Genomic DNA, 24,978 nt, shown 5'->3' with positions numbered 1-24,978 from the left:
TTTCCTCGGATGTGAGATAATTACACTGAACAAATGAAACAGTTCAATATCAACTTTCAAATCATTGCCTTACTGTCAATTATTGTAATCGGATGCGACAAAATGGATGTCAGTATCAGTGAAGAAACGAGGAGTATAAAAACCTACCCTTTTTCAGACCCCAATCCCATACCTATGCTTGTGAAGGATAGTCGATTATATCCCTATCACTCGTTCGATGGTTACAGTCATGAAGGCAAATCTCAAGAATGGAAAGTGTTGAAACTTGAGAATCCTTTTATCGAGGTAACTGTCCTGCCGGAAGTTGGGGGCAAGGTGTGGGGTGCTATAGACAAATCAAATGGGGAAGAGTTCATCTATCGTAATGAGGTGATGAAGTTTCGGAATATCGCCCTACGAGGACCGTGGACATCTGGGGGTATTGAATTCAATTTTGGTGTCATCGGGCATACCCCTTCTACGGCCACACCTGTGGACTATACGACGCGCACCAATTCCGATGGCAGCGTGTCTGTTATTGTGGGTTCTATGGACTTGCCGTCAAGGACTCATTGGCGTGTTGAAATCAATCTTCAAAAGGATCGTTCCAGTTTTGAAACAAAGGCGTTGTGGTACAACCCAACAGCTCATACTCAACCCTACTACAACTGGATGACCGCTGCCGCATTTGCCCGCGATGATCTTGAGGTTGTATTTCCGGGTAATCAATATTTGAAACATAGCGGTGAGGTGAAATCTTGGCCGGTTGATAATAAAGGGAGGGACCTTTCTTTTTATGATAACAATCGTTTTGAGGGTCACAAGTCATACCATGTTGTAGGCGAACAAAAAGACTTCTTTGGCGGATACTACCATGATGCCGAGTACGGTTTTGGTCACTGGGCGCCTTATGAAGAAATGCCGGGTCAGAAGCTTTGGTTGTGGGCGCTTTCCAGGCAGGGTGGGATTTGGGAGGACCTTCTCACTGATACAGACGGACAATACATCGAATTTCAGGCCGGAAGACAGTTTGTTCAGTTTTCACCGTCAGACCATGTTAATCCAATCAAAAAAGCAGGCTTTGAACCGCATTCCTCAGACAGTTGGAGCGAAACCTGGTTTCCGCTAAAAGGAACCGGAGGGATGGATGAAGCATCATCATTGGGTGCCATGGGTGTTAAAAAAGAGGGCGATGTGATCCGGGTTAAAGTTCACTCTTTTAAGGAGAAGAAAGGTGAGGTAGAAGTTTTCAGTGATGGGCGGAAACTGTTAGAAGAAAAAGTTTCATTCTATCCTATGGTGCTCAAGGACTTCTCTGTTTCGGTTCTTGGTGAAAAGTCTTATGAAGTAAAAGTCAATGAATTGAATTTACACTACAGATCTGACCGGCAGAGTCTTCGTCTGAAGCGCCCCTTTTCAACAGACTCTGAAGTATTAGCCGGTGTTCCTAAAACGGAAAGAACGGTCAATCAAGGGATGGAATATCTGAAAGCCCGGCGTTACGGGATGGCCCGGGAAGCTTTTGAACTGGTCCTGGCCGACAGTCCGAACCACCCGGGTGCTCTAAAAGGGATGGCAGATCTCTATTTTAGAAGTGGACAGTATCCTGAAGGTTTGAATGCTGTTTCTAAAGTTCTTCAACTCAACACTTATGATGCGGAAGTGAACTTTATGGCCGGCAATCTCTACAGGGCTGTGGGCGATTACACAAATGCGAAAGAATCCTTCGGTTGGGCGGCACGATCCGTTGGATACCGGTCAGCGGCCTATACACAAATAAGTGAAATCGCTCTTTTGGAAAAGAATTATGATTCTGCTCAGATCTACGCCACAAGAGCGATTTCTTACAATGACGCAAATACATCAGCACTACAGGTGCTGGCCCTTACCGCCAGAAAGAGGGGGGATAAACAGGAAGCTGAAAAGCATCTATCCAGGCTGCTGGAGATTGATCCTCTGCATCATTTTGCCAATCTTGAAAAGTGGTTTCTTAGATCATCCACAAATACCTGGAGTTCATTTATAGATTTAATCCAAAATGAGTTTGCTCAACAAACCATCCTTGAACTGGCCATTTCCTATCACAATAGAGGGTTTAAGGATGAAGCAGTGACATTGCTTGAACAAGCACGTTTCAAGAAAGAAAATCCTCTTCTTTTGCTCTGGCTTTCCTATTTGTTGGAGGATAAAGATGCGCTTTCAGCTATTGGGGCAATCCCTCCTGACTTTATTTTTCCCTACAGGCGAGAGACCATTCCCGTATTACAGTGGACCGTTGAACAGGGTGATGACTGGAAGTTTGTCTATTACCTGGCCCTGAACCTCTGGGGAAAAGGAAGGAATGCCGAAGCGATCAGACTGATGGAATCACTCGGAAATGAGCCTGATTATGGGCCATTTTACATCTCAAGGGTATCACTGAACAAAGATCTTGGTACAACTAATATTGAGAATGATATACAACGTTACTTTGAATTAGACACCAATCTGTGGCAAGGATGGCTTTACGTGATCCAGTATTATCAGAGTAATAATATGTGGGACAGATCCTATGGACTTTCTCAAGAGGCCATGAAGCGATTTCCGAACAATTTTAATGTAGAGATAACACATGCCCGATCTCTCTTGTTTACAGGTCAACATAATGATGCTGCGGAACTGCTGAGATCATCGAAGGTGCTTCCTTCAGAACATTCCCGTTTCAGCCGACAGTTTTACGAATGGGCCTTAATCAAAAAGGGCTTGGATCACATGAAACGAAGTGAGTATTCAGATGCTGTTGTTGCGCTGATAAAGAGCAAAGAATGGCCTGAGAATCTCGGTTTAGGTAGGCCCTATGATCCCGATGAGCGTCTTCAGGATTATTTACTTGGTGTCAGTTATGAGCGTTTGGGGCAGAAGGCTGATTCTGAAGCAGCGTACCGGGTTGTTATGGATTATACTGGAGAGCATCCAGATTCGAATCTTCTCAGAACTTATCTGGGATATATTGTTCTGATGACGAAAGGAGAGAGTGAGGCGGCAGCAAGCATCGAAAAAATAATTGATTCACGGAAATCTGTAGAATCACAATGGGTGAGCGCAATAATCACTTCTGATATAAAAAAAATAAAGGATCTCGAACGGTCACACTCCAATCTCTTCCAGAATTTTGAGCTGAAGCTACTTAAAGAAATTATTGAGATAATCAGCTGAACTAATTACATAATGTTAAATAGAGATTGAACCTTTCCTAAAATCTGTTTCTCCCAAAATAGCATTGATGAGTACAGGTTGACCGCTTCGCGAAATACTCAGACTGTCCTTACAAACCTTTTCCAGGTTTTCAATGGAATCCAATAAAAATCCCTTTCCGCCATATCCTTCGGCGGCAACATGATAATCTGTGTGGGTAAGTAAAGTGGCAACATCATTCTGGAATATATCTACCTGTTCCCGTTTGATTTGAGCCCAGCCTGCATCATTTCCTACCAATGCGATAACGGGAAGTTTATGGCGGGTGAATGTGTCGAATTCAGCAAGGCTATAGGCTACTGATCCATCTCCATAGATGATCCAGACATCAGAATCGGGCCGGCAAATTTTCGCACCAAGAGCAAATCCAGCACCAACGCCAAGTGTTCCAAAAGGGCCCGGATCGAGCCAAGCCAGTGGGCCCCGGGGAGAGACGATGTATGAAGCAGTGGCGACGAAGTCGCCACCATCGGCCACTAACACTGTTTTTCTTGAAAGATGACTATCCAATTTTTTCAAGAGATTTATGGGATTCAAATTGCCTGTAGATTCCACAGCTTGTTGCTCAATTTCTTTTTCCCGTTCATTCCCCAACTCCTTTAGGTGAACTAACCAATCTTCCCAGCCACCGCTGTTTTTTTTACTGATATCAGCAATGGACTGGATAGTCACGGCCGGATCGGCCAGAATGCCCAAGTCCGGTTTCCTGTTCAAATTGAGATCTTGCTTACTTCTGTTGATGGATACTACCGGGGTAGACCGTGGAATTTTTCGCCCGTAGGCCAGTCTGAAGTCAAAGGGAGCTCCCGCAAGCATAATGAGATCGGCCTGTTTCAGGGCATCCGATCGTCGGTGTCTGAAGAAAATACCGTCATCTTGTCCCAAAAGTCCTCGAGCCGTTCCGCTTAAATAGGTAGGAATTCCCAGTTTCAAGATAGCATCCCGTAGCGCTGGCACAGCCTCTGCCGACAGCATTGCCTGACTGCTCACCAGCATGAGTGGACTATTAGCAGCTTCAACCATTCTGGCAGCTTTTTGTGCGTGATCCTGCCGCGGCTGTGGAGCAGTTATCTCTTGGTGTGAGAAGTCTGAACGAGCATTATCACCAAAAAGTCTCTTGAGATGCCAATTAAGGTAAAATTTTTCTAAGGGATTGCTCCCTTTCCCTGAAGTTAGGCCGTACCATTCTCGGATCACCGATTCTGGATAAAGAAGATCCACAGGGAATTCAATAAAAACGGGTCCCGGTACCCCTTTATAGGCTTGTTCAAATGCTTTATCTATAACCGCATCTATATCCCGGACACGATTAACTGAACCGGCCCATTTTACGTGAGGTCGTAGCAGGGCCATCTGATCAATATCCTGAAGGGCTCCTTTACCCTTTAAAACAGTGGCCGTGGCGCCACCGATAAGGATGACAGGTGATTGAGCCATTTGGGCATTTTTAACTGCTGTAATGGTATTGGTCAGGCCTGGTCCGGCTGTTACTACTGCAACACCAGGTTTATCAGAGAGTCTTGTTACCGCATCAGCTGCGAAAACCGCAGTGACTTCATGTCGAACATCGATAACTGATATCCCTTTCTCCTTAGAAGCCACCAGAATAGGGGAGATATGGCCGCCGCACAGAGTGAAAATATGCTCGGTACCAAATTTTAGGAGAACGTCAGCAACTTTATGCCCGCCATGCCGGGTTGATTCAGTCATATTGATGTTTTGCGGTAAAGAAAGAGTCGGTATGATTTGTGTTTAATAAAGGACGCCGCGGTTATCTGGCCGGACATATAAACACGATTGATCTTTGCGATTCTTTTCTTCAGTTTCCACCTCAAAAGTTTCGTTACTGTGGGAAAATTGGAAATAAGGTATCTCGCTGAAAGCTCTTTACTGGGAATGAGGAATTCAGTGAGAAGTTTATCAAGTATACCGATGGTAGGGGCAGTCTCATTAGTGATATTCAAATCGGTGATGTTTTCAAAGGGAAATTGTTCTACAGTTTCAAGAAATCTTGATAGTTTGTGCCCTCCTCGCAGGGGATTCTTAGAGCCTGTTTCAAGAGAAAAAAAATCACAGATGAGAAGGTGTCCGTTGTGGTTAAGCAGATGCTCACACTGCGAAAGTCCTGGCTGAATCTTTACGTATTGAAAACTTTCACTGAAAATAATCAGGTCGTACCGATGGTCTGTCTGAAGAGCTTCAAAGGTTGTCCGGTAAAGTGTGGATTCAGGAGGAAGCTTTGATTGGATTGTATCTGATAAAAATGAACTGGGAGACACACAGTCTACACTGTATCCTTTATGGACGAGTTTTTTCGCCAGTTCCCCAGAGCCGGCACCTACATCAAGTATTTTATCGATACCTACAGGAATGTGGGAAAAAATCAGATCGGTGTGTCTTGCCTGTGCCTCAGGGATGGAAGATAAGCCCGTAGGGCATCCTTGAGGCCAATATCCGAAATGGAGGTCCTCCGAGTTGAAAAAAAAACGAGCCATCAGTAGACCAATTTCCAGACCAACCTCTTTCGAGTCTACCTTTTCCAATCTTGTCACTATTCTGCTGCCTTTATCGATTCCCGCTGTGTTTTGAGCTTCTTGTTGATCTCTACAATCTTTTCATTCCCCTCGCACCAGGGCGGGAGATTGTCCCAGTCCGGAATCCCGTCATCTATCAGTGAACTGGAACCTTTGTATCGAGGATAGCCAGATTTAGGAACACCCCCTACTATAATGCCAGCCATGGACGATTCACTATCAGCTTTGATGGCTCTTCGAACGGGCGGTGAAACGCGTACAAAATCTCCGGCTGACATTTCCACAGCTTCATCCTCCAGCTGGATGACCCCTTTTCCGGTAAGTACGATGTAGACCTCTTCTTGCTCCTCATGGCTGTGCATAAAGGTGTATCCTTTTCCGGCGGGGAGATTGAAAGTTGTCATACCTATACCACTTAATTCCAGAGGCTCTTTAAGCCAGGTAAGCCATTCTGGCAAAGTGTCTAAAGGTAAATTAGTTTTGTTATAGTCTGTCATGATTGCTCCCTTAGATATAGACTGGCGAATTTAATGAGTTTGACATTAAACGGTTGTGTTGCGTTTAATAAAGAAAAAGTGAATCTCGTTCATTAACTTCAGAACAAAAGGGGAGGGACGGATGAATCAGAATTTCAACCGGATCTTTACTGTATCATTTTTTATACTCTCGATTCTTTCAGCCGAGGAATTCGATCTTTTTTTAAAGAATGGCCGTGTTATTGATGGGACCGGTAATCCATGGATTTATGCTGATGTGGGGATTACCGGAGATAGGATAGTTTATGTAGGGCGCATTGCAACAAAAGTGAAAGCAAAGAAAGTGGTGGATGTTAGAGGACTCACCATTACTCCGGGATTCATCGATATACATTCTCATGCTTATGACAGCTTCAGGTCATTTCCCGATGATAGGATAAACGCCGGAAATCTTGATCCAGAGCGGGAGAAAAAACTTCGCCCTGGGAAAAATATGGTGGCTCAAGGGGTTACAACCCTGGTTACCAATCAGGACGGTCGGAGCGGTTGGCCAATATCTGATCAGATTGACAAACTGAACCAGGGGGGGCTCGGTCCCAACATAATTTTATTGGTTGGTCACGGTGCTATCCGTTTTCTTGCCATGGGTGAAGACTACAAGCGGGAAACTTCATCTCAAGAAATCAAGCAAATGAAAAAACTCTTGAAACAGGGTATGGAAGAAGGTGCCTCAGGAATGTCAGCCGGGCTTGAATACGTCCCTGGGCGTTGGAGCCATACGGATGAGATGATCGAAGTTGTAAGTGTTCTAAAGGAGTACGACGGTGTATTTGTGGAACATGAAAGGGGATCTGGAGAGGGGCCCATGTGGTGGTTTCCAAGCTCACCTGAACCTAAGGGACAGGCCGGAATTCTGGAGTCAGTCAACGAAACAATCAAAATTGCTGAAGCTACCGGCGTCACCTGCGTCTGCACTCACATCAAGGCTAGGGGATCCGATTTTTGGGGATCATCATCAGGTGCGGTCAATCTTATTGAGCGGGCGCGTAACAGGGGCGTCAACATCTGGGCCGACCAGTACCCCTATAATACATCCGGCAGTGACGGCAATACCAGGCTCATCCCGGGCTGGGTTAGCAGTGAAGATCACAAAAAGGGACTGAGGCGGGTTATGGTAAACAAGGACAGCCTGGCAATTCTAAAAGGGGACATCGCTTTTGAGATCATTCGAAGAGGCGGGCCTGAGAATATTATTGTGATGGATCATCCAAAAAAGAAATATGTCGGAAAAACACTTCGGGCATTGGCTGGAGAAATGAAAAAGGATCCGGTGGAAGTGGCCATTCAGCTGGCCTTGCAAGGGGATAAGGACCGACGAGGTGGCGGGAGACTACGCGGTTTTTCCATGTCTGAAGTTGATGTAGAAACCTATGCTGCTCAGCCTTGGGTCATGACAGCCTCAGACGGAGGATTAGCTCTTCCTGAGGACGGTTTTGTCCATGCCCGTTTTTATGGAACATTTCCGCGAAAAATCAAAAAATATGCTATGGAGAAAGGTGTCCTTTCAGTTGAAGATGCGGTTCGTTCTATGACGTCACTTCCGGCAATGGTTCTTGGGTTGAAGGATCGTGGTTTAGTTAGAGAAGGAAATGTTGCTGATCTTGTGATCATGGACCTGGAAAAGATCCGAGACACTGCCACTTTTTTCGAGCCTCATCAATATCCTGAAGGTATGGAGTATGTTCTAGTCTCGGGTAAGTTTGTTATCGACAAGGGAAACCCCACAGGTGCTTTACCTGGAAGAATCATCACTACTTGGAGAGAGCGTTAGAAACGGTTTTAAAGATGAAGTTTAAAACAGTTCTGATAATTATTGCCTTAACATCCGGGCTCATTGCTGGCATTAACGAAGCGACTGAGGAAGCGGCGCAAACGATACGAAAATTCATGCGAAAACATTTTATTCCTGGGCTTTCTGTAACAGTAGCCAACAAGGGAAGAATAGTCTGGTCTCAAGGGTTCGGTTACGCTGACAAGGGGAATAGTGAACCGGTAACCCCTGATACGCGTATGAGAATCGGCAGTGTTTCCAAAACGGTAACTGCTGCAGGAGTGGCTATCCTGTATGAGAAAGGACTGCTGGATCTTGATGCTCCTGTGCAAAAGTATGTTCCCAGCTTTCCTGAGAAAAGATGGCCCATTACAACACGTGAATTGATGGGTCATATTGCGGGAGTTCGGCATTACCGCGGAGATGAAATGCTCAATAATCAATTCTATCCTTCAGTTACAGCCGGGTTGGAAATCTTTTCTGCTGATACACTCTTGTTCCAACCTAGAACTGGGTATAGTTACAGCAGCTATGCGTGGAATCTGGTAAGCGCCATCATGGAAAATGTTGCAAAACAGGATTTTCTAACCTTTATGGAGCGAAATGTTTTCAATCCCTTGGGTTTGTACAGCATCTCACCTGAGCATCGGGACTCTTCATTGACGAACCTCGCTACCTTCTATAATATTAGACCTTTAATCAATATTGCTGATTTCCATTTTTTTAATATTAGGAGAGAGGCGCCATATGTTGACAACAGCTACAAATGGGCAGGTGGAGGGTTTGTCTCAAATACACGAGATTTGGTTATTTTTGGGCTTGCTCATTTTGATGAAACAATCCTTAATAAGGAGACCATAAGTTATTGGCAAACATCCATGGTTACCACAGATGGAGAGAGTACCAATTATGGTCTCGGGTGGCGAATGGGTGAAACGGAAAGTGGGGGGAGATGGGTCGGTCATTCTGGGGGATCAGTTGGGGGAATGGCGATGCTTATTTTAATACCAGAAGAGGAGTTTGTTATTGCTATCTTAGTGAACTCAGCTCCTGGAGGTTCTTTGAGACAGTTATCATTGGATGTTTCAAAACACTTTTTGGAATAGGAGGTTCAAATGATTTCAAGAAGAGAATTTTTAATCAGCGGCGGTTCGGCAGCAATGGGTATGGCGGCGGGTGTCCTTTATTTTGGTAAAGGCAACAGCGTCGGTAGTGTACCTGATTTGATTGTTCATAATGGGCAGATATATACCTCGGATCCAGTAATACCTAAAACAGAAGCTTTTGCCGTTAAGAGTGACCGCTTCATGGCCGTCGGTTCTAATGCTGATATATTGAATCTTGCTACGAGAAAAACCAAGGTTGTCGATGCGAAAGGGATGACCCTTGTTCCCGGGTTTATTGATTCCCATTCACATCCAGCCGGAGGTGGCGTTTCTGAACTTGTATCAGTTAATTGTGATTTACGTTCTATAGATGCCATAAAGAAGGCCATTAACGAGCGCGCCCAAAATACGCCCAAAGGAGAATGGATTACGGGCTTCAAGTACGATGATACTAAAGTCAAGGATGGAAGAAAACTGAGACGGGAAGATCTGGATGAAGCGGCACCTGACAATCCTGTTCATATACGACACCGGGGCGGACATACAGCCTGGTATAACAGTAAAGCCTTTGAATTGGCGGGTATTACAGCTGAAACACCCGATCCGAAACATGGCAAGTTTTATAGGAGAGATGGAAAACTTGATGGTCGGGTTGCTGAACGGGCGAACTATATGATTACCAAACTGATCCCGTCTGAAATCACAAGAGAACAGAGACAAGCTGGTGTAAAACTGATTTCTGAACTGATGACCTCTTCTGGCTTGACAACTGTACACGATGCTGGTTGCAGCAGGAACAATATGATTGCATACCGAGACGCACTTGAAGCTGGTGAGATGCGGTTTCGCGTCTATATGATGATACGCGGTGATGAACTGTATAACGATTTGAAAGAATCAGCACTCTATACAGGCTACGGTGATACGAATCTCAGAATTGGCGGTGTGAAATATGGTGCTGACGGTTCCGCCTCGGAGCGTACCATGCGTATGAGTACTCCTTACGAAGGAAGGCCCAACGACTACGGGATTCTTACCATGACTCAGGAAGAGATCCATGAAGCGGTTGAAGACGCTCATCGAAACGGTTTCCAGGTGGGTATTCACGCCAACGGAGACATTACCATCGACATGGTTCTGAACGCTTATGAGCGTGTAATTAAGAAATGGCCGCGACCGGATGTAAGGCACAGACTTGAACACTGCTCCCTTATTAATCCACTGCTGTTGCAACGGATTAAAGCAACGGGATCAATACCTACGCCGTTTTACACCTATGTACACTATCACGGAAACAAATGGGTGGAGTATGGTGAAGAGAAGATGAAGTCTATGTTTGCCCACCGCTCATTCCTTGATTATGATATTCCGGTAGCGGGGGCATCTGATTACACACCGGGACCTTACGAACCACTTATGGCCATACAAAGTATGGTAACCCGGAAGGACTTTGATGGCCGAATCTGGGGCCCGAACCAACGTATCTCGGTTTCTGAAGCGCTAAAAATATGCACAATCAACGGTGCCTTTGCTTCATTTGAAGAAGATCTGAAAGGATCCATCACAGAAGGAAAGCTGGCCGATTTTGTTATGCTGGAAAAAGACCCCCATGACACTGAACCGGATAATATCAAAAATATTGGTGTTATGAGAACAGTTGTGGGAGGGAAGACGGTTTACGAAGCTTAAAAGGAAAGATCAAATACCAAACAGTTTGGTAATCTTGATAGCTATATATCCTACTTTATCGTTTGTGTTTTCCATATCCCGTACTTCTGAATAAACGACAAATAGATCACTCAATGGCGAATGGATCAGGTTTATCCTTGCGTTCGCTATTAGCTTTTTGTCTGCTTCATTGTATTGAATGAAAAGTGTATTGAGTAGTGTGGTTGAATGATTGTACTTGATCTTGGCAGAATAGGTGTTTGCAGTAAAGTCTGATCCTGGGAGGCTAATCTCATTGCGCTGTGTTTTCAATTGCATTGAAAAGCGGTATCCTATTCTAAATTCAGTATTGAAATTGACAGATCTGCGTGTCCCGCTGTAAAAACTGCCTCCGGATATTCCAACGGTAGCTGAAACAGGACGGCTTTTGTTGGAAATAAAATAGGAAGAATAGCTGGTGAATTTATAATCGCCTGTGTCAATCATCACGCCATAGAGAGGAAAAGCATAAAAAACACCTTCTCTGTTTTTGATGATTTTGTTCATCATCCGGGCACCATCCGCAAAGATAAAGTCCAGGCCCATACTCACTGTTTGGGTTTCGATTTCTGAGTTAGGTTTTTCTATTTGATTGATTTCAACATATGGATTGATCTCATAGACAGGATGATCTCTCAGCTGTTTGTGGATACCAAGGGTGCCGTAAGCTTCATTCACACCAGTCCGACGTATGAATCCCACTTCTGGGTTAAATGATTCACCTACTTGCTTGTAGTAGAAGGAAGTATTCCAGAACTGATCTCGCCACGCAATGGCTACTCTTGAGGCACTGTTTTGATTTGACGGAATCGGTTCCTTTGTCCTTGCATGATAGGCATATAATATTAGATATCTAAAGAATTGAAAATTGGCGTCCACCCCGTAACTCTGATTCACTGAAGAAACAGGGGAGGATTTGTTGATCATCATGAATCCTACATTGGACTGTTTAAGAATCTTTCGGCGTAAACGAAAAAGACCAAAATTGGTTGGATCAACCAAGTCTGTTCCTTTGGTCTGCATATTGAGGGCACCTATTTCATAATTTCCGATATTCCCGCTTAGCCTTCCTCCACCAATAATGGGAATTACTGCGCCCTGTTCAAGGCCAATACGACGAGAATTAAAAAGAAAAAATTCTCTACTGTACCTGTTTGGGGCCATCCTGTAATCCAATTTGCTTATATCACCAAAGGTGAAAATGTTGGCATTTTCAAGGAAAAAGTCTCTCTTTTCTGGAAAGAAAATAGGAAATCTTGTGAGGTTAATTCTTTCATCATCAGCCTCAACCTGTGAGAAATCTGTATTATAGGTCATATCCAGAGTCAAGCTAGGCGTGATCCCATATTTTGCATCAAGACCAATTTCTCCAGATGCCACACTGTTTTCTCCCAAACTCATATCGCTAACAACAGAAGGTTTGATTCCAAGATTCCTGGATGGTTGAATGTCTCTTAGGCCATTTAGTGTCCCAGCTTTTGAGATCTTGAGTAGTCGTTCATGCCTTTGAAGAGGAGACCAATAGACATCTTCGGTCTTTCGCCGGATACGTCTAAGAAAATTGATTCCCCAATTCTGTTCTTTCTGTTTATTGTCAAAACGAAGGGTGGTAAATGGAATGGCCATCTCAATTAGCCACCCTTTTTCAAAGGTCCTCGTTTTTCGGTGTACGATACCTTCCCAGTTTGGGTTGTATCCTGCCCCATCATTTGTTATATAAAGATCCTTAATAGCACCATTGACATTAAAAAGAAATATAAAAGCACTCTTTCGGTCATAAAATGTGTCCAGCGATAAACCGAATACATCTGTATTTTGGGAATCGAAGTCCTGTTCCAGGCTGGTGGCGATAATTCCTGCAGGATTGCTATCATAACAGATGGCGGATACATAAAAATATTTATCATCATAGATTGTTCTTACGGTAGTCTTTTCAGTCGCTGGTGCACCAGCATAAGGTTTGGTCTGGAAAAACTGTGTAATTGAATCTGACAGCATCCATGCAGGTTCATTCAAGTAACCGTCAACAGTGATCTCTTCACTGATTCTTAAGGCCTCAATGGATGGACGGGGAAATGAAACTGGGTCAATGAGGTCATCTCCCGTCCCATTCGAAAATAGGATTAGGGGAAAGGAGACAGTAAGAATCAGTAATCTGAGCATTTCAAAGGATTTATTAATCTGTTTATAAATTCCTGTTTTGACAGGCGGTTAATCTAAAATATTCCTATATTCAGAGCACGGTTTACAATCCCGGATTCATTTCCGGATAATCGGCTCGAGGCTGAAAAAGATATTCAGATCACTTAAGCTTTGGTTTTAACCAACGCTTTGTGGTGATCACTTTTATATGGGATACAATTATGAAATGCTTTAAGCGTTTTGGATTATTTGCCTTTTTAATATTATTCTCGTTTCTTTTTGCTAGTGAAGATGAAAATGAAAACTCCAGAAGTAACTATTATTTGGATGATATTTCTTTAAGTGCATACAAGTTTCGAACAATCGGACCCGCATTAACATCCGGCCGGATTTCTGATTTTGCAGTTAATCCCGATAATTATCATGAATATTATGTAGCAACATCCTCTGGCGGAGTCTGGAAAACAGTTAATAGCGGGGTTACATACAAACCAATCTTTGACGGGCAGGGCTCCTATTCCATAGGATGTGTAACTCTTGATCCCAATAATCCTCATGCAGTTTGGGTGGGAACAGGAGAAAACAATAATCAGCGTAGTGTTGCTTATGGGGATGGTGTTTACCTTTCTCGTGATGGCGGGGAATCCTGGGAAAACAAGGGACTTAAAGAATCAGAACATATCGGCAAGATCATTATTGATCCTAGAGATTCTGATTTGATTTATGTTGCGGCTATCGGTCCACTTTGGAGTGAAGGCGGAGACAGAGGCGTTTTCAAAAGTACAGATGGTGGTAATAAATGGGAAGCTGTGTTGGAGCTTGATAAGCACACAGGCGTGACTGACCTCATTATGGATCCCAGAGATCCAGATGTGCTCTATGCAGCGGCTCATCAGCGTAGGAGACATGTATTCACACTGGTGGGTGGTGGCCCTGGTTCAGCACTGTATAAAACAACAGACGGAGGTGTTAACTGGGAAAAACTGAAAAGAGGTCTTCCTTCAACAGTTATGGGCAGAATTGGTCTGGCCGTTTCACCGGCCAACCCTGACGTTATCTATGCTATTGTTGAAGCCATGAATGGGCAGCAGGGCACATACAGATCAACCAACCGGGGTTCCTCCTGGAAAAAGATGAGTGATTATGTGACCAGTGGAAATTATTATCAGGAAATTGTTGCACATCCAACTGACGTTAATACTCTTTTTTCAATGAGCACTTACAACATGGTTTCCTACGATGGTGGGAAGGTATTTCAACGTTTGGGTGAAAAAGATAAACATGTAGACAATCACGCACTTTGGATAAACCCGGAAAATCCAGATCATATGCTAAACGGCTGCGATGGTGGTATTTATGAAACATTTGATAATGCTCTGAACTGGCATTTTAAAGCAAATTTGCCTGTTACTCAGTTTTATAAAGTTGCCGTTGATAACGATCTTCCTTTTTACAATGTCTACGGTGGAACTCAAGATAACTGGAGCTTGGGCGGCCCATCACGAACTACGAATCGAAACGGTATTACGAATGATGATTGGTTTGTCACACTTGGTGGGGACGGGTTTGAATCACAGATAGATCCTGATGATGCTAATATTGTTTACAGCCAATATCAGTACGGTAACCTCTACAGATTCGACAAACAGTCTGGTGAAAGGGTCGATATCAAGCCTCGAGCTCGTCGTGGAGAAGATGCCTATCGTTGGAACTGGGATGCGCCATTACATGTGAGTGCCCATGTTCCGGAACGAATATATTTCGCGGCTAATAAAATGTTCCGCTCTGATGATCGAGGTCAATCTTGGGAGGTGATCAGCGAAGATTTGACAAGGCAGATCGACCGAAATCAGTTGAAAGTTATGGGACGAGTCTGGAGTTTTGAAGCTATTGAAAAGAACCGATCCACCTCAAAGTATGGAACTTTGGTGGCTTTTCATGAATCTCTCCTTAACAGAGATCTTCTGTTCGTAGGTAGTGATGATGGACTGATCCATGTGACAGAGGATGGGGGAAGAACCTGGAAAAAAATAAGCAGATTTCCGGGTGTGCCTGATAAGACTTATGTCAACATGATTATTGCATCACAACATGATGAAAATGTGGTTTATGCCGCATTTAATAATCACAAGAGGGGTGATTTCACACCGTACCTACTAAAAAGTACTAACAAAGGGAAAACATGGAAATCGATCTCATCTAATCTTCCTAAACGAGGAAGTATTTACTCTATTGCTGAAGATTACGAAAATCCAGATCTCTTATTTTCTGGAACAGAGTTTGGCGTTTTCTTTTCTGTAGACGGTGGAAAACATTGGAAGCAGTTAAAGAGTGGGTTGCCAACAATTGCCGTCAGAGATCTTGCAATACACAGAGGAGAAGATGATCTGGTTTTGGGTACTTTTGGACGTGGTTTTTACATCCTGGATGATTACTCGACATTTCGATCTTTCTCCGAGGAAAAAATGAAACAGGAAGCTATTTTGTTTCCGGTAAAGGATGCTCTTCTTTTTATGGAAAGTACCCGAATTGGTGGCAGTGGAAAGTCATTTCAAGGTGCAAGTTTTTTTACTTCAGAAAATCCAAATGTAGCTGCTACGTTCAAGTATTATTTAAAAGATGATATTGAAACCCTTGAATCAATACGCCGCAAAAAAGAAGATGAAATTCGTAAAGAGGGCGGTGACATCAAATATCCATCCCTGGATGAATTGAGAGCTCAAAATATGGAGTTGAAGCCCAAGCTTCAGTTTACTTTGAAAGATAATGCTGGTCGGGTGGTTAGACGTCTTCAGAAAAGCCCTTCTTCAGGTGTCCATGAAGTGGAATGGGATTTTCGATATTCGTCCCCAGGACCAATTACCGAAAGTGATGTAAACAAGGAAGAACCGGCAATGGGTACGTATGTTGCTCCTGGCACTTACACGGTCGCTATGTCCAAAATTGTTGACGGTATCGAAACTAAACTTACTGAATCTGTATCCTTTAATGTTGTGACGTTGGCCAATGTGACGCTGGAAACTCAAAATCGACGTGATTTGGCTGACTTTCAACAAAAGGTGAGTGATCTGCAATCGATTTTGAGAGCTGTCGGAAATCTTATTGATGATATAGAAAATCGTCTTAATAAAATGAGGGTGGCTGCAAAATCAGTTAAAGGAGATAATGTCAATATATTATCGGATATTCAGGACATTCAATCACGTCTGAATGATATAAAAATCTCTCTTTATGGTGATAGGCTTTCCTCCAGACTGGATATCGATCGTTCGCTATCTATCTCAGATCGGATCAATCGTGCTGTGTATGGTACCATCAGTGCCACATCTGCTCCCACTCAGACGCATCGCGATGGATATCAGATTGCAAGAGAAGAGCTAGAGCCAGTTCTGAGAGAGATTCAGCAGATTTTTAAACGAGAAATTGTGTCAATCGAAAATGAACTGGATAGAGTTGGCGCACCCTATACACCCGGAAGAATTCCACAACTAAACCGTGATTCAAGGAGATAATATAATGAGATTGAGCCAAGTATTTATTGTTGTTACATTTTCAGCCACAATACTTTTTTCCCAGGAAGAGAGCGAAGAATCAAGCGATTCACTCTACTTCCAGTTTGACCCCGATTCACTTTATCTGTCAGTGGGTGACTCTGCCGTGGTCACTATTCGGTTGTTGAAAAATGAGGGCGAATCTGCCAATAGTCCATTTTATATCCACGGCGGAAAAAGGGGTACTGTATCGGTATATCCAAGGATCAGTGATTCCACAGGAGTCGCTAATGTGTTAGTGAAAGTTTACAGGCCTGGAGATCTTTCGTTAAACGTCAGGAGTATATCGACTAAACGGCTTGACCGTGTGAAGGATAAAATGCCAATAACAGTTCCGTATCCACCGCTAGCCCGAATTGAATTTGATCAGTCCTTTGCTAAGATGTATGAAGGGACATCTGTGCAGTTTAAGGCGACTGTTTACGATGATGCTGGTTTGACACGCGACGAAACAGATTTGACTTTTACAACCACTAACAGTTCTGTTGCAAAATTTGACGATTTTGGTAATCTGAACGCAAAATCCACTGGTAGAGTGAAGGTGATAGCACAAGTAGACAATGTTACCAACTCTGTTGATGTCAGAGTTGTCAAGAACCCTGTTCGGGGAATGGAACTCTCATCATCGGTTGACGAAGTACGGACAGGCGATGTAGTTCATTTCAAGGCGACGGCTTTGGCCCGGGGTTCACGAACAGTGAAAGATGCTCCAGTATACTTCTCCTATTCTGGCATTGCTGATTACGGTATCGGACTGCCAGCATCGGGTCAGATTTCCCAGGATGGCAGATTTGTGGCGGAGACGTCAGGACTTTACACAATCTATGCTTCTTCTGGGGGTTATTCGGCTCAGAAGGCGATCAAAGTTGTCCCCAGAGATGTCAAAAAAGAGGTAGAACTAGTGGGTTATGGTCTTGTTCCAGATGTCTATACTTCAGATTTGTGGATCTGGCCGGGCATAGGGAAACATGAGGGGAAGGATTTTGCTTTGACAGGGACATGGGGCGCTGATGGAAACGCTTATTTCTGGGATGTCACTGACCCTGAGAATATGAAGACTATCGATACAGTCAAGGTTGATGCCAGAACGGTAAACGATGTAAAGATCTCCGATGATGGTAAAGTTGGGGTCATTACACGAGAGGGAGCTTCCAACCGAAAAAATGGCTTTGTGATACTCGATGTGTCTGACCCTTTTAATGTGGAGATCCTGTCCACCTTCAATAATGATATGACGGGTGGTGTGCACAATACATTTGTTTATGAGAATCATGTATATGCGGTGAATAATGGAAGAAAATTCGATATAATCAACATTGAGGATCCCAGCAGCCCGTATCGTGTTGGTACTTATGAATTGAAAACACCGGGTCACTCCATACATGATGTGTGGGTGATTGACGGGATTGCTTATTCTGCCAACTGGACTGATGGTGTTCATGCCGTTGATGTGGGTGGGCTGGCATTTAATGAACGTAACATGCCCATGATACGGGCAAACCCGCTTTTATCAAGAGCGGGAAAGGGAAGCCCCTCGAATCCGATACCCATTTCATATAAAAAAGATCCCACGGGCCGGAATCATGCAGTCTTTCCATTCCTCAGTGAATCGACAGGAGATTTTTATATTATTGGCGGTGATGAGGATTTTCCGTTTGGGCTCAACGCAAACAAAAATGAACCATCCAGCGCGAGGGGCGGATTCCATTTTGTAAATTTTAATGATCCAGACAATCCTGAGGAAGTGGCTATTTATCAAGTACCGGAAGCTGGCTCACACAACTTGTGGGTTAAGGGTGATACTCTCATGGCCGCGTTTTATCAAGGTGGTTTTCGTTTCCTTGATATTTCCGGTGAACTCATGGGCGACCTCTATAAGCAAGGGAGAGAGATTGCATTTTTCCTATCATCCCATAAGGATGGATACTTACCCAACGCACCCATGGTTTGGGGTGCACAGCCATACAAAGACCTTATCTTTTTTGCCGATATGAACAGTGGTCTCTATGCCATCAGGCTCGTTTCCGAGGATGAGAAAAAAGAGATCGATTAACTAAAAGGACAAAATCATGACTAAACACATCACTTCGATTTTATTTCTGATTTTTTCTTGTAATCTTTTTGCACAGGAAGAAGCATCGGAAGAATCTGAGAAAGATTCGCTTTATTTCACCTTTGAACCTGAAGAGCTTACCATCGAGGTAGGTGATTCTGCTCGAGTTCGCATTACACTCATGAATGACAAGGGTGCAATAGTTGAAAATCCTTTCTATATATATGGCAGGCGAAGAGCTCTAACCACCTATCCTAGGTTAAGTGATTCATCGGGTGTTGCTGTGGTGAAAGTGAAAGCTTTCAGGCCGGGGTCTCATGAGCTTAATGCACGTACCATAACAAGAAAAAGAGAAGACCGCGTTAGAGGTACCATGCCTGTGGAAATACCCTATCCTCCGTTGAAATCTGTCACGTTTGTGGATCCAGCCGAGACCATTTACGAGGGTACAACTGTTAGCTTTAAAACTACAGTCTATGATGAAGCAGGATTGGAAAGGAAAAATGCCGTTGTGACACTTAAATCTCGTGAACCGAGGGTAGCCGACTTTGATCCGCACGGGAATTTGTCGGCTAAACTTATGGGGCGTATCACTGTTGAGGCATCCGTGGAGAACATCACTGCCACACATAATATCCGCATCATTTCTAATCCGGTCAGGGGCATGTCCCTATCTTCTCCTGCTGAAGATGCCCGGACTGGAGATGTTATTCACTTTACAGCAACTCCACTCACGAGGTCAGGAAAAGCTGTTCCAGATGTTCCGGTCAAATTTTCGTGGACAGGTGTGGCGGACTACGGTATAGGATTGCCTGCCAATGCTCAAGTGACTCAAACTGGGAAATTTGTTGCTGAAACTGCCGGCATATTTACAGTTCGTGCCACAACCGGAGGATACACAGCAAGTAAAATCATTAAAGTGGTACCTCGCGACGTAAGAACTGAGATGGAACTGGTAGGTCATGGTCTTGTGTCTTCTGTGGCTACATCTGATCTGTGGGTATGGCCCGGGGTAGGCCAACATGCGGGTAAAGATTTTGCCGTTACGGGAACTTGGGGAGCCAATGGCGAGGCTTATTTCTGGGATGTCACTGATCCATCAAATATTGTTTCTATTGACACCATTACAGTAGATGCCAGAACCGTAAATGATGTGAAAGTTTCTGAAGATGGGAAAGTATGTGTCATCTCACGGGAAGGAGCATCAAACCGCAAGAACGGTATCGTCATTTTGGATGTTTCAGATCCGTACAATGTAGAAATTCTATCAGAATATAATGATGACCTGACTGGTGGAGTTCACAATGTATTTGTTTATCAGAATCATGTTTTTGCTGTCAATAACGGCCGCAAGTTTGATATTATTAATATTGAAAATCCTCGCGAGCCTGAACGGGTTTCTGTTTTTGAACTGAAAACTCCCGGACACTCAATCCATGATGTATGGGTGGTAGACGGGATTGCCTACACGTCCAACTGGACGGACGGTGTCCAAATGGTTGACGTGGGAGGTCTTCCTTTCATTGAGCGAAATCTTCCCATGATTCAGTCAAATCCGCTTCTCCAGATCGCTGGAAAAGGTAATTTTAAAAATCCAGTTTCAATTTCTTACAAGGAGGATCAGACAGGCAGGAATCATGCCGCCTTTCCTTTCCTGAGTGAATCCACTGGAAAATTCTTTGTGATCATGGGTGATGAATGGTTTCCTTTTAGAGATTCAAATGCTGAATCCATGGGACGTGTATCCAATCCCCGCGGAGGATTTCACTTTATCGATATGACGGATACCCATAATCCTGAAGAAGTGGCTCTTTACCAAGTTCCGGAGGCCGGATCCCACAATTTATGGGTTCAAGGAGATACACTCTACACCGCTTATTACCAGGGAGGATTACGCGTAGTAGATATTTCCGGTGAATTGCTGGGAGATATATACAAACAAGGGAGAGAGATCGCTTTCTTTCATGGCTACTCACCTGACGGTTATATCCCCAATGCACCCAACGCTTGGGGTCCTCAACCGTATAAAGGACTGGTCTATTTCTCAGATATGAATAGCGGTCTGTATGCGGTCAAATTTGTTGATAAGGAGAAAAAAGAAACAGACTGATGATAAGATTAAACAGAGGGATTAGTGTTTTATTTCTTTTAACAATATTCTTTATTTCATCATCACTATGTAGAGACTATTACATTTATGTAACTGCTGAATCTGAAGATGAAGTTGCTCTGATACGATTTGACGGTAAAAAAATACATGTGGAAAAGCGAATCCCAGTTGGTGTATGGCCGGTTGATATTGAGGGGCCTCATGGTATTAATATCTCTCCCGATGGTGAATTCTGGTATCTTACCATGGCACACGGTATCCCTTTTGGCCATTTGTACAAATACAGGACGGGAACTGATGAGATGGTTGACAGGGTGGAACTTGGGCTATTCCCTGCGACACTTCAGGTATCTCCGGCTACCGGTTTGCTTTATGTGGTGAATTTCAATTTGCATGGGGGTCATGATGAAGTAAGTACAATCTCTATTGTTGACCCTGAGGAAATGGTTGAAATTGATCGTGTGGAAACAGGTATAATGCCTCACGGTTCCCGACTGCTTAATAACGGTCTGAAGCACTACTCAGTCGCCATGATGTCCGGTGAGCTATATGAACTGGACGCCATGAGGATGGTAATAACCCGTACACTTTCAACAGGGAAACATGACATGAAAAAGATGGGTGGTATGACGCACAAAATGGGAGCCCATTCTATGCCGAAGGAAAAGCCAACCTGGGTCTACCCACATCCCAATGACAAATTTCTTTATGTAGTTAATAACGGCACTGATGAGGTGGTGGAAGTTGATGTCAAGAAATGGATGATCACCCGTCGTTTCCAGACTGATAAAGGTCCTTATAACTGCGAAGTGAGTCGAGATGGTAAAAAGCTGGTGGTGACATACAAGTCAGCTGCCAAGACAGGGATTTGGGATATAGATTCAGGTAAAGAGCTTGCCAGGATCAATAATACAAGGAGGGTGAGTCACGGAGTGGTTATCTCTCCGGATAACAAGTTTGCATTCGTTTCTGTTGAGGGTGTTGGTGCTGAACCCGGGTCCGTGGATGTCATAGACCTCACATCCTTTGTACTGGTAGATCAGGCCGACATCGGCAAACAGGCGGGAGGTATTATTTTCTGGAAGATGGAGAATTGACTTCATTTCAATGGGGTGATAAGGAGAAAAAGCAATGAAACTAACTAAAGTATCACTATTGATTTTTTCGCTCATTACAATCGCCATTTCGGCGAAATCTGAAAAACGGACATTACTTGGTGACCTGGCATGGCGAAATATTGGTCCCGCTAACATGGGGGGACGCGTGAGTGCTATAGAGGGGGTGACAGGGAATCCCAGTACATATTATGTAGGTGGAGCAGACGGTGGAATCTTCAAAACCACAAACAACGGTGTCACTTTTGAAGAAATTTTCAATGACCAGGATGCTTACTCCATTGGTGCCATTGCTGTGGCACCCTCTGATCCGAATGTACTCTGGGTCGGTACAGGTGAAGGTGACCCTCGTAATAGTGTTGGTTACGGCAGGGGCGTCTATCGTTCAATCGATGGAGGAATGACTTGGGAGAAAGTGGGGCTTGAAAAGACAGAAAGGATCAAGCGAATAGTTGTTGATCCTCGTGATCCTGATGCAGTGTCTGTATGTGCTCTGGGTCGTGAATGGGGCCCAAACCCGGAACGGGGTGTTTTTATGACTCATGATGGTGGTAAATCATGGGAGAAAGTACTCTACATAGATGAGGATACCGGTTGTTCAGATATTACCATGGAAAACAGCAATCCACGGATCATGTATGCCGGTATGTGGACATTTCGCAGAAAACCGTGGCGTTTTGATGGTGGTGGCAAGAAAACAGCCCTATATCGAACCATGGACGGGGGGAAAAACTGGGAAATAATCCATAACGGATTACCTGATGGCCCTATGACCAGGATTGGTGTTCAGGTTGCACAGAGTGAACCTAATATTGTTTATCTGGTTACTGAATTTAAAGGTGGGGGAACTCTGTTTAGATCAGACGATCGTGGTGAAAACTGGAAAAAGGTGCATGATGATGCCAGAATCAATTTTCGACCGTTTTACTACAGCGATATAAGAGTTGACCCAACAAACCCAGATCATTTGTATTCACTTTCAGGCGGACTCTATAAATCCACGGATGGCGGTAAAGAATTTAAGCGAATTGCCGGGGGTGTGCATGGTGATCACCAATCTTTCTGGATAGATCCGGTCAATTCCAGGCGCTTGCTCAGTGGCAGTGATGGAGGATACCAGGTATCTTACGATGCTGGTGATAATTGGGATATTGTCAATAATGTTACGTTGTCTCAGTTTTATCAGATTTTTGTAGATGACGAAAATCCATATAATGTTCTTGGTGGTCTACAAGACAATGGGACTTGGCGCGGGCCCAGCAGAACGACAAACAGTGCGGGCATTCTAAAGGATGACTGGAATTATATCACGGGCGGTGATGGCTATTATGCTGTACCCGTGCCTGGTAAATCGAACATCATCTATTCCAACCTCCAGGGCGGTGTCATTTTTCAGAAGGATATGAATACTGGTAACACAAGAACGATCCACCCATATCCGAAAATTACAGGCTCAGCCGGTGATGCCATTAAGGATCACAAGTACCGGTTTAACTGGGACTCTCCAATTCATATTTCACCTCATGATCCTAAAACCGTTTATTTCGGAGGCAATGTCCTTTTTAAAACAACAGACGAAGGGTACTCATGGGAAGTGATAAGCCCTGACCTGACTACCAATGACAAGAGTAAACAGCTAACCTCCGGTGGTGAAATTTACCAGGACAATACTGCCGCAGAATTTCACTGTTCAATTTTAACTATTGCTGAGTCACCTGTTCAGGAAGAGGTTATATGGGTAGGGACGGATGACGGTAATGTTCATATCACAACTGACGGGGGCAAAAATTGGACGGATATAACAGGGCGTATTAAAGGAATGCCAAAAAATTCCTGGATAGGAAAGATAGACGCCTCTCAAGTTGACGCCGGAACAGCATACATTGCTGTAGATCATCACAGAAGTGATGACTTTAGACCGTTGGCATTTAAGGTGACCAACTTTGGTAAGCGGTCTGAGAACATCAGCCGGGGTCTTCCTCAAAATGATTACGTTAAGGTGATACGTGAAGATCCCCGGAATTCTAACCTTCTTTACGCTGGGATGGAACACGGCATTTATGCGTCTTGGGATGGAGGGAAAGAGTGGGCACCTATCATGAATAATCTTCCGCCAGTTTCTGTGAGAGATATCAAGATACAGTCAATTGCAAACGATCTTGTTATTGGCACACACGGCCGAGGTGCCTGGATTCTCGATGATATTACCCCTCTTCAAGAAATGGAAAAAGCAGGTGGCGATGGTATTCACATTTTTCAACCCCAGGTCGCTTACCGTTGGCAAATGTCTCGCATGGATGCTAGTCAGGGACAAAGATCATATCGCGCCAACAATCCTCCCTATGGCACCATTATTACATTTAATCTAAAACAGGCTTCCTCTGACACTGTTACCATCATGGTAACGGACAGCCAGGGAAATCAGGTTCGTGAATTAAAGGTGAATGAACCAAAGAAAGGGCTGAATCGGCTTGCCTGGGATCTTCGTTATGATGGTTCAGTATCACTTGCCAGACCCGTCACAGGCGGCTGGGGTGGAGGAAATACGGGGCCAAAAGTGGCCCCGGGAACTTACGGAATTTTGATCTCCGCAAATGATAAAACGGCCATGGTGGAAGTTGAAGTAATGGCGGATCCACGGATTGAAGTAACAAGACGTGATTTAGATAGGCAGTTGGAAGCTGGGCTTGAATTAAGAGACCTTCTGTCAAAAGTCCATACTGTGCTGAACGGCACAGACAAAATGATGAGCCAAATGAAAGAACTCAAAAAGAAAGTGACAAGTGGATCTAGTGGCGATATAGATGTTTCTGTCGCTGAAGAAAAAATCAATTCCACGATGAAATTGATAAAAGAATTCCGAGATACCGACCTAAAAAGGCCGATTAATGGTCTCTCTTATCGTCAAAGACCAAGATTAAGAGAAGAAATTAGATCACTTGCAAGGGCCATTGATGGTACCACGGCACGTCCCACTCAACCGCAGATGCTAAGATTAGGTGTGCTTGATGAAGAGACTAAAGCTGTCGTGATCCGGTACAATAACATTGTCACAAATGAGGTTGCTGAGATAAATGACATGTTTCGTAATTTTCCGCAGGTTTCAGTTAAACAGGCAACTTATGGCAGGGATTAATCTG

13 protein-coding genes are annotated in these 24,978 nt (G+C 44.0%); 9 read left to right on the top strand and 4 right to left on the bottom strand.

What is annotated here, in order from left to right; all coding sequences use genetic code 11:
* Window positions 1-33 precede the first annotated feature (33 nt).
* Window positions 34-3,174, top strand: a complete 3,141-nt coding sequence (locus EYO21_08440; GenBank protein HIB03830.1) for a DUF5107 domain-containing protein — start codon at window positions 34-36, stop codon at window positions 3,172-3,174.
* Window positions 3,175-3,189: 15 nt separating this feature from the next.
* Here the strand turns inward: EYO21_08440 and EYO21_08435 are convergent, their stop codons facing one another.
* The 3 genes from EYO21_08435 to EYO21_08425 are packed head-to-tail and all read right to left on the bottom strand — an operon-like array spanning window position 3,190 to window position 6,244.
* Window positions 3,190-4,923: a thiamine pyrophosphate-binding protein gene (locus EYO21_08435; GenBank protein ID HIB03829.1), complete on the bottom strand. Its 1,734-nt coding sequence runs from the start codon at window positions 4,921-4,923 to the stop codon at window positions 3,190-3,192.
* Window positions 4,920-5,765 carry a class I SAM-dependent methyltransferase gene (locus EYO21_08430; protein HIB03828.1) on the bottom strand — a complete coding sequence of 282 codons (846 nt, stop codon included), beginning with the start codon at window positions 5,763-5,765 and terminating at the stop codon, window positions 4,920-4,922. The genes EYO21_08435 and EYO21_08430 overlap by 4 nt, the downstream gene beginning before the upstream one ends.
* Entirely contained in the window at window positions 5,765-6,244 is a 480-nt protein-coding gene (locus EYO21_08425; protein ID HIB03827.1) for a cupin domain-containing protein, read from the bottom strand. Before EYO21_08425 ends, EYO21_08430 begins: the two co-directional genes overlap by 1 nt.
* Before the next feature lie 121 nt (window positions 6,245-6,365).
* Here EYO21_08425 and EYO21_08420 point away from each other — a divergent pair, with 121 nt between their 5' ends.
* From EYO21_08420 to EYO21_08410, 3 genes are read left to right on the top strand one after another with little or no spacing between them, the layout of a single operon-like run.
* A complete protein-coding gene (locus EYO21_08420; GenBank protein ID HIB03826.1) occupies window positions 6,366-8,054 on the top strand; it encodes a hypothetical protein in 1,689 nt (562 codons plus the stop codon).
* 14 nt (window positions 8,055-8,068) lie between these two features.
* On the top strand, window positions 8,069-9,160 hold the full coding sequence (locus EYO21_08415) for a class A beta-lactamase-related serine hydrolase (protein HIB03825.1): 1,092 nt from the start codon (window positions 8,069-8,071) through the stop codon (window positions 9,158-9,160).
* Window positions 9,161-9,169: 9 nt separating this feature from the next.
* Window positions 9,170-10,849 (top strand): amidohydrolase, encoded by a 1,680-nt coding sequence (locus EYO21_08410; GenBank protein HIB03824.1) that lies wholly within the window; start codon window positions 9,170-9,172, stop codon window positions 10,847-10,849.
* Between the two features lie 9 nt (window positions 10,850-10,858).
* Here the strand turns inward: EYO21_08410 and EYO21_08405 are convergent, their stop codons facing one another.
* Entirely contained in the window at window positions 10,859-13,030 is a 2,172-nt protein-coding gene (locus tag EYO21_08405; GenBank protein ID HIB03823.1) for a hypothetical protein, read from the bottom strand.
* A 200-nt stretch (window positions 13,031-13,230) separates the two neighbouring features.
* Between EYO21_08405 and EYO21_08400 the strand changes: the two genes are divergently transcribed.
* Genes EYO21_08400 through EYO21_08380 form a run of 5 tightly spaced genes read left to right on the top strand, consistent with a single transcriptional unit; the run spans window position 13,231 to window position 24,974 of the window.
* The gene (locus EYO21_08400; GenBank protein HIB03822.1) at window positions 13,231-16,521 is read left to right on the top strand and encodes a glycosyl hydrolase; all 3,291 of its coding nucleotides are present in this window, start codon (window positions 13,231-13,233) and stop codon (window positions 16,519-16,521) included.
* A gap of 4 nt (window positions 16,522-16,525) precedes the next feature.
* Window positions 16,526-18,613 carry a hypothetical protein gene (locus EYO21_08395; protein HIB03821.1) on the top strand — a complete coding sequence of 696 codons (2,088 nt, stop codon included), beginning with the start codon at window positions 16,526-16,528 and terminating at the stop codon, window positions 18,611-18,613.
* A gap of 16 nt (window positions 18,614-18,629) precedes the next feature.
* Window positions 18,630-20,723 (top strand): hypothetical protein, encoded by a 2,094-nt coding sequence (locus tag EYO21_08390; GenBank protein ID HIB03820.1) that lies wholly within the window; start codon window positions 18,630-18,632, stop codon window positions 20,721-20,723.
* On the top strand, window positions 20,723-21,820 hold the full coding sequence (locus EYO21_08385) for a YncE family protein (GenBank protein HIB03819.1): 1,098 nt from the start codon (window positions 20,723-20,725) through the stop codon (window positions 21,818-21,820). Before EYO21_08390 ends, EYO21_08385 begins: the two co-directional genes overlap by 1 nt.
* Before the next feature lie 34 nt (window positions 21,821-21,854).
* Entirely contained in the window at window positions 21,855-24,974 is a 3,120-nt protein-coding gene (locus EYO21_08380; protein HIB03818.1) for a hypothetical protein, read from the top strand.
* Window positions 24,975-24,978: the final 4 nt, after the last annotated feature.

The sequence above is a fragment of the Candidatus Neomarinimicrobiota bacterium genome (assembly GCA_012964825.1).
In the GTDB taxonomy this organism is placed as follows: Bacteria; Fidelibacterota; Marinisomatia; order Marinisomatales; family S15-B10; genus UBA2125.
Note: the sequence above shows the minus strand (reverse complement) of the source record. Positions and strands in the feature narration are given on the sequence as shown.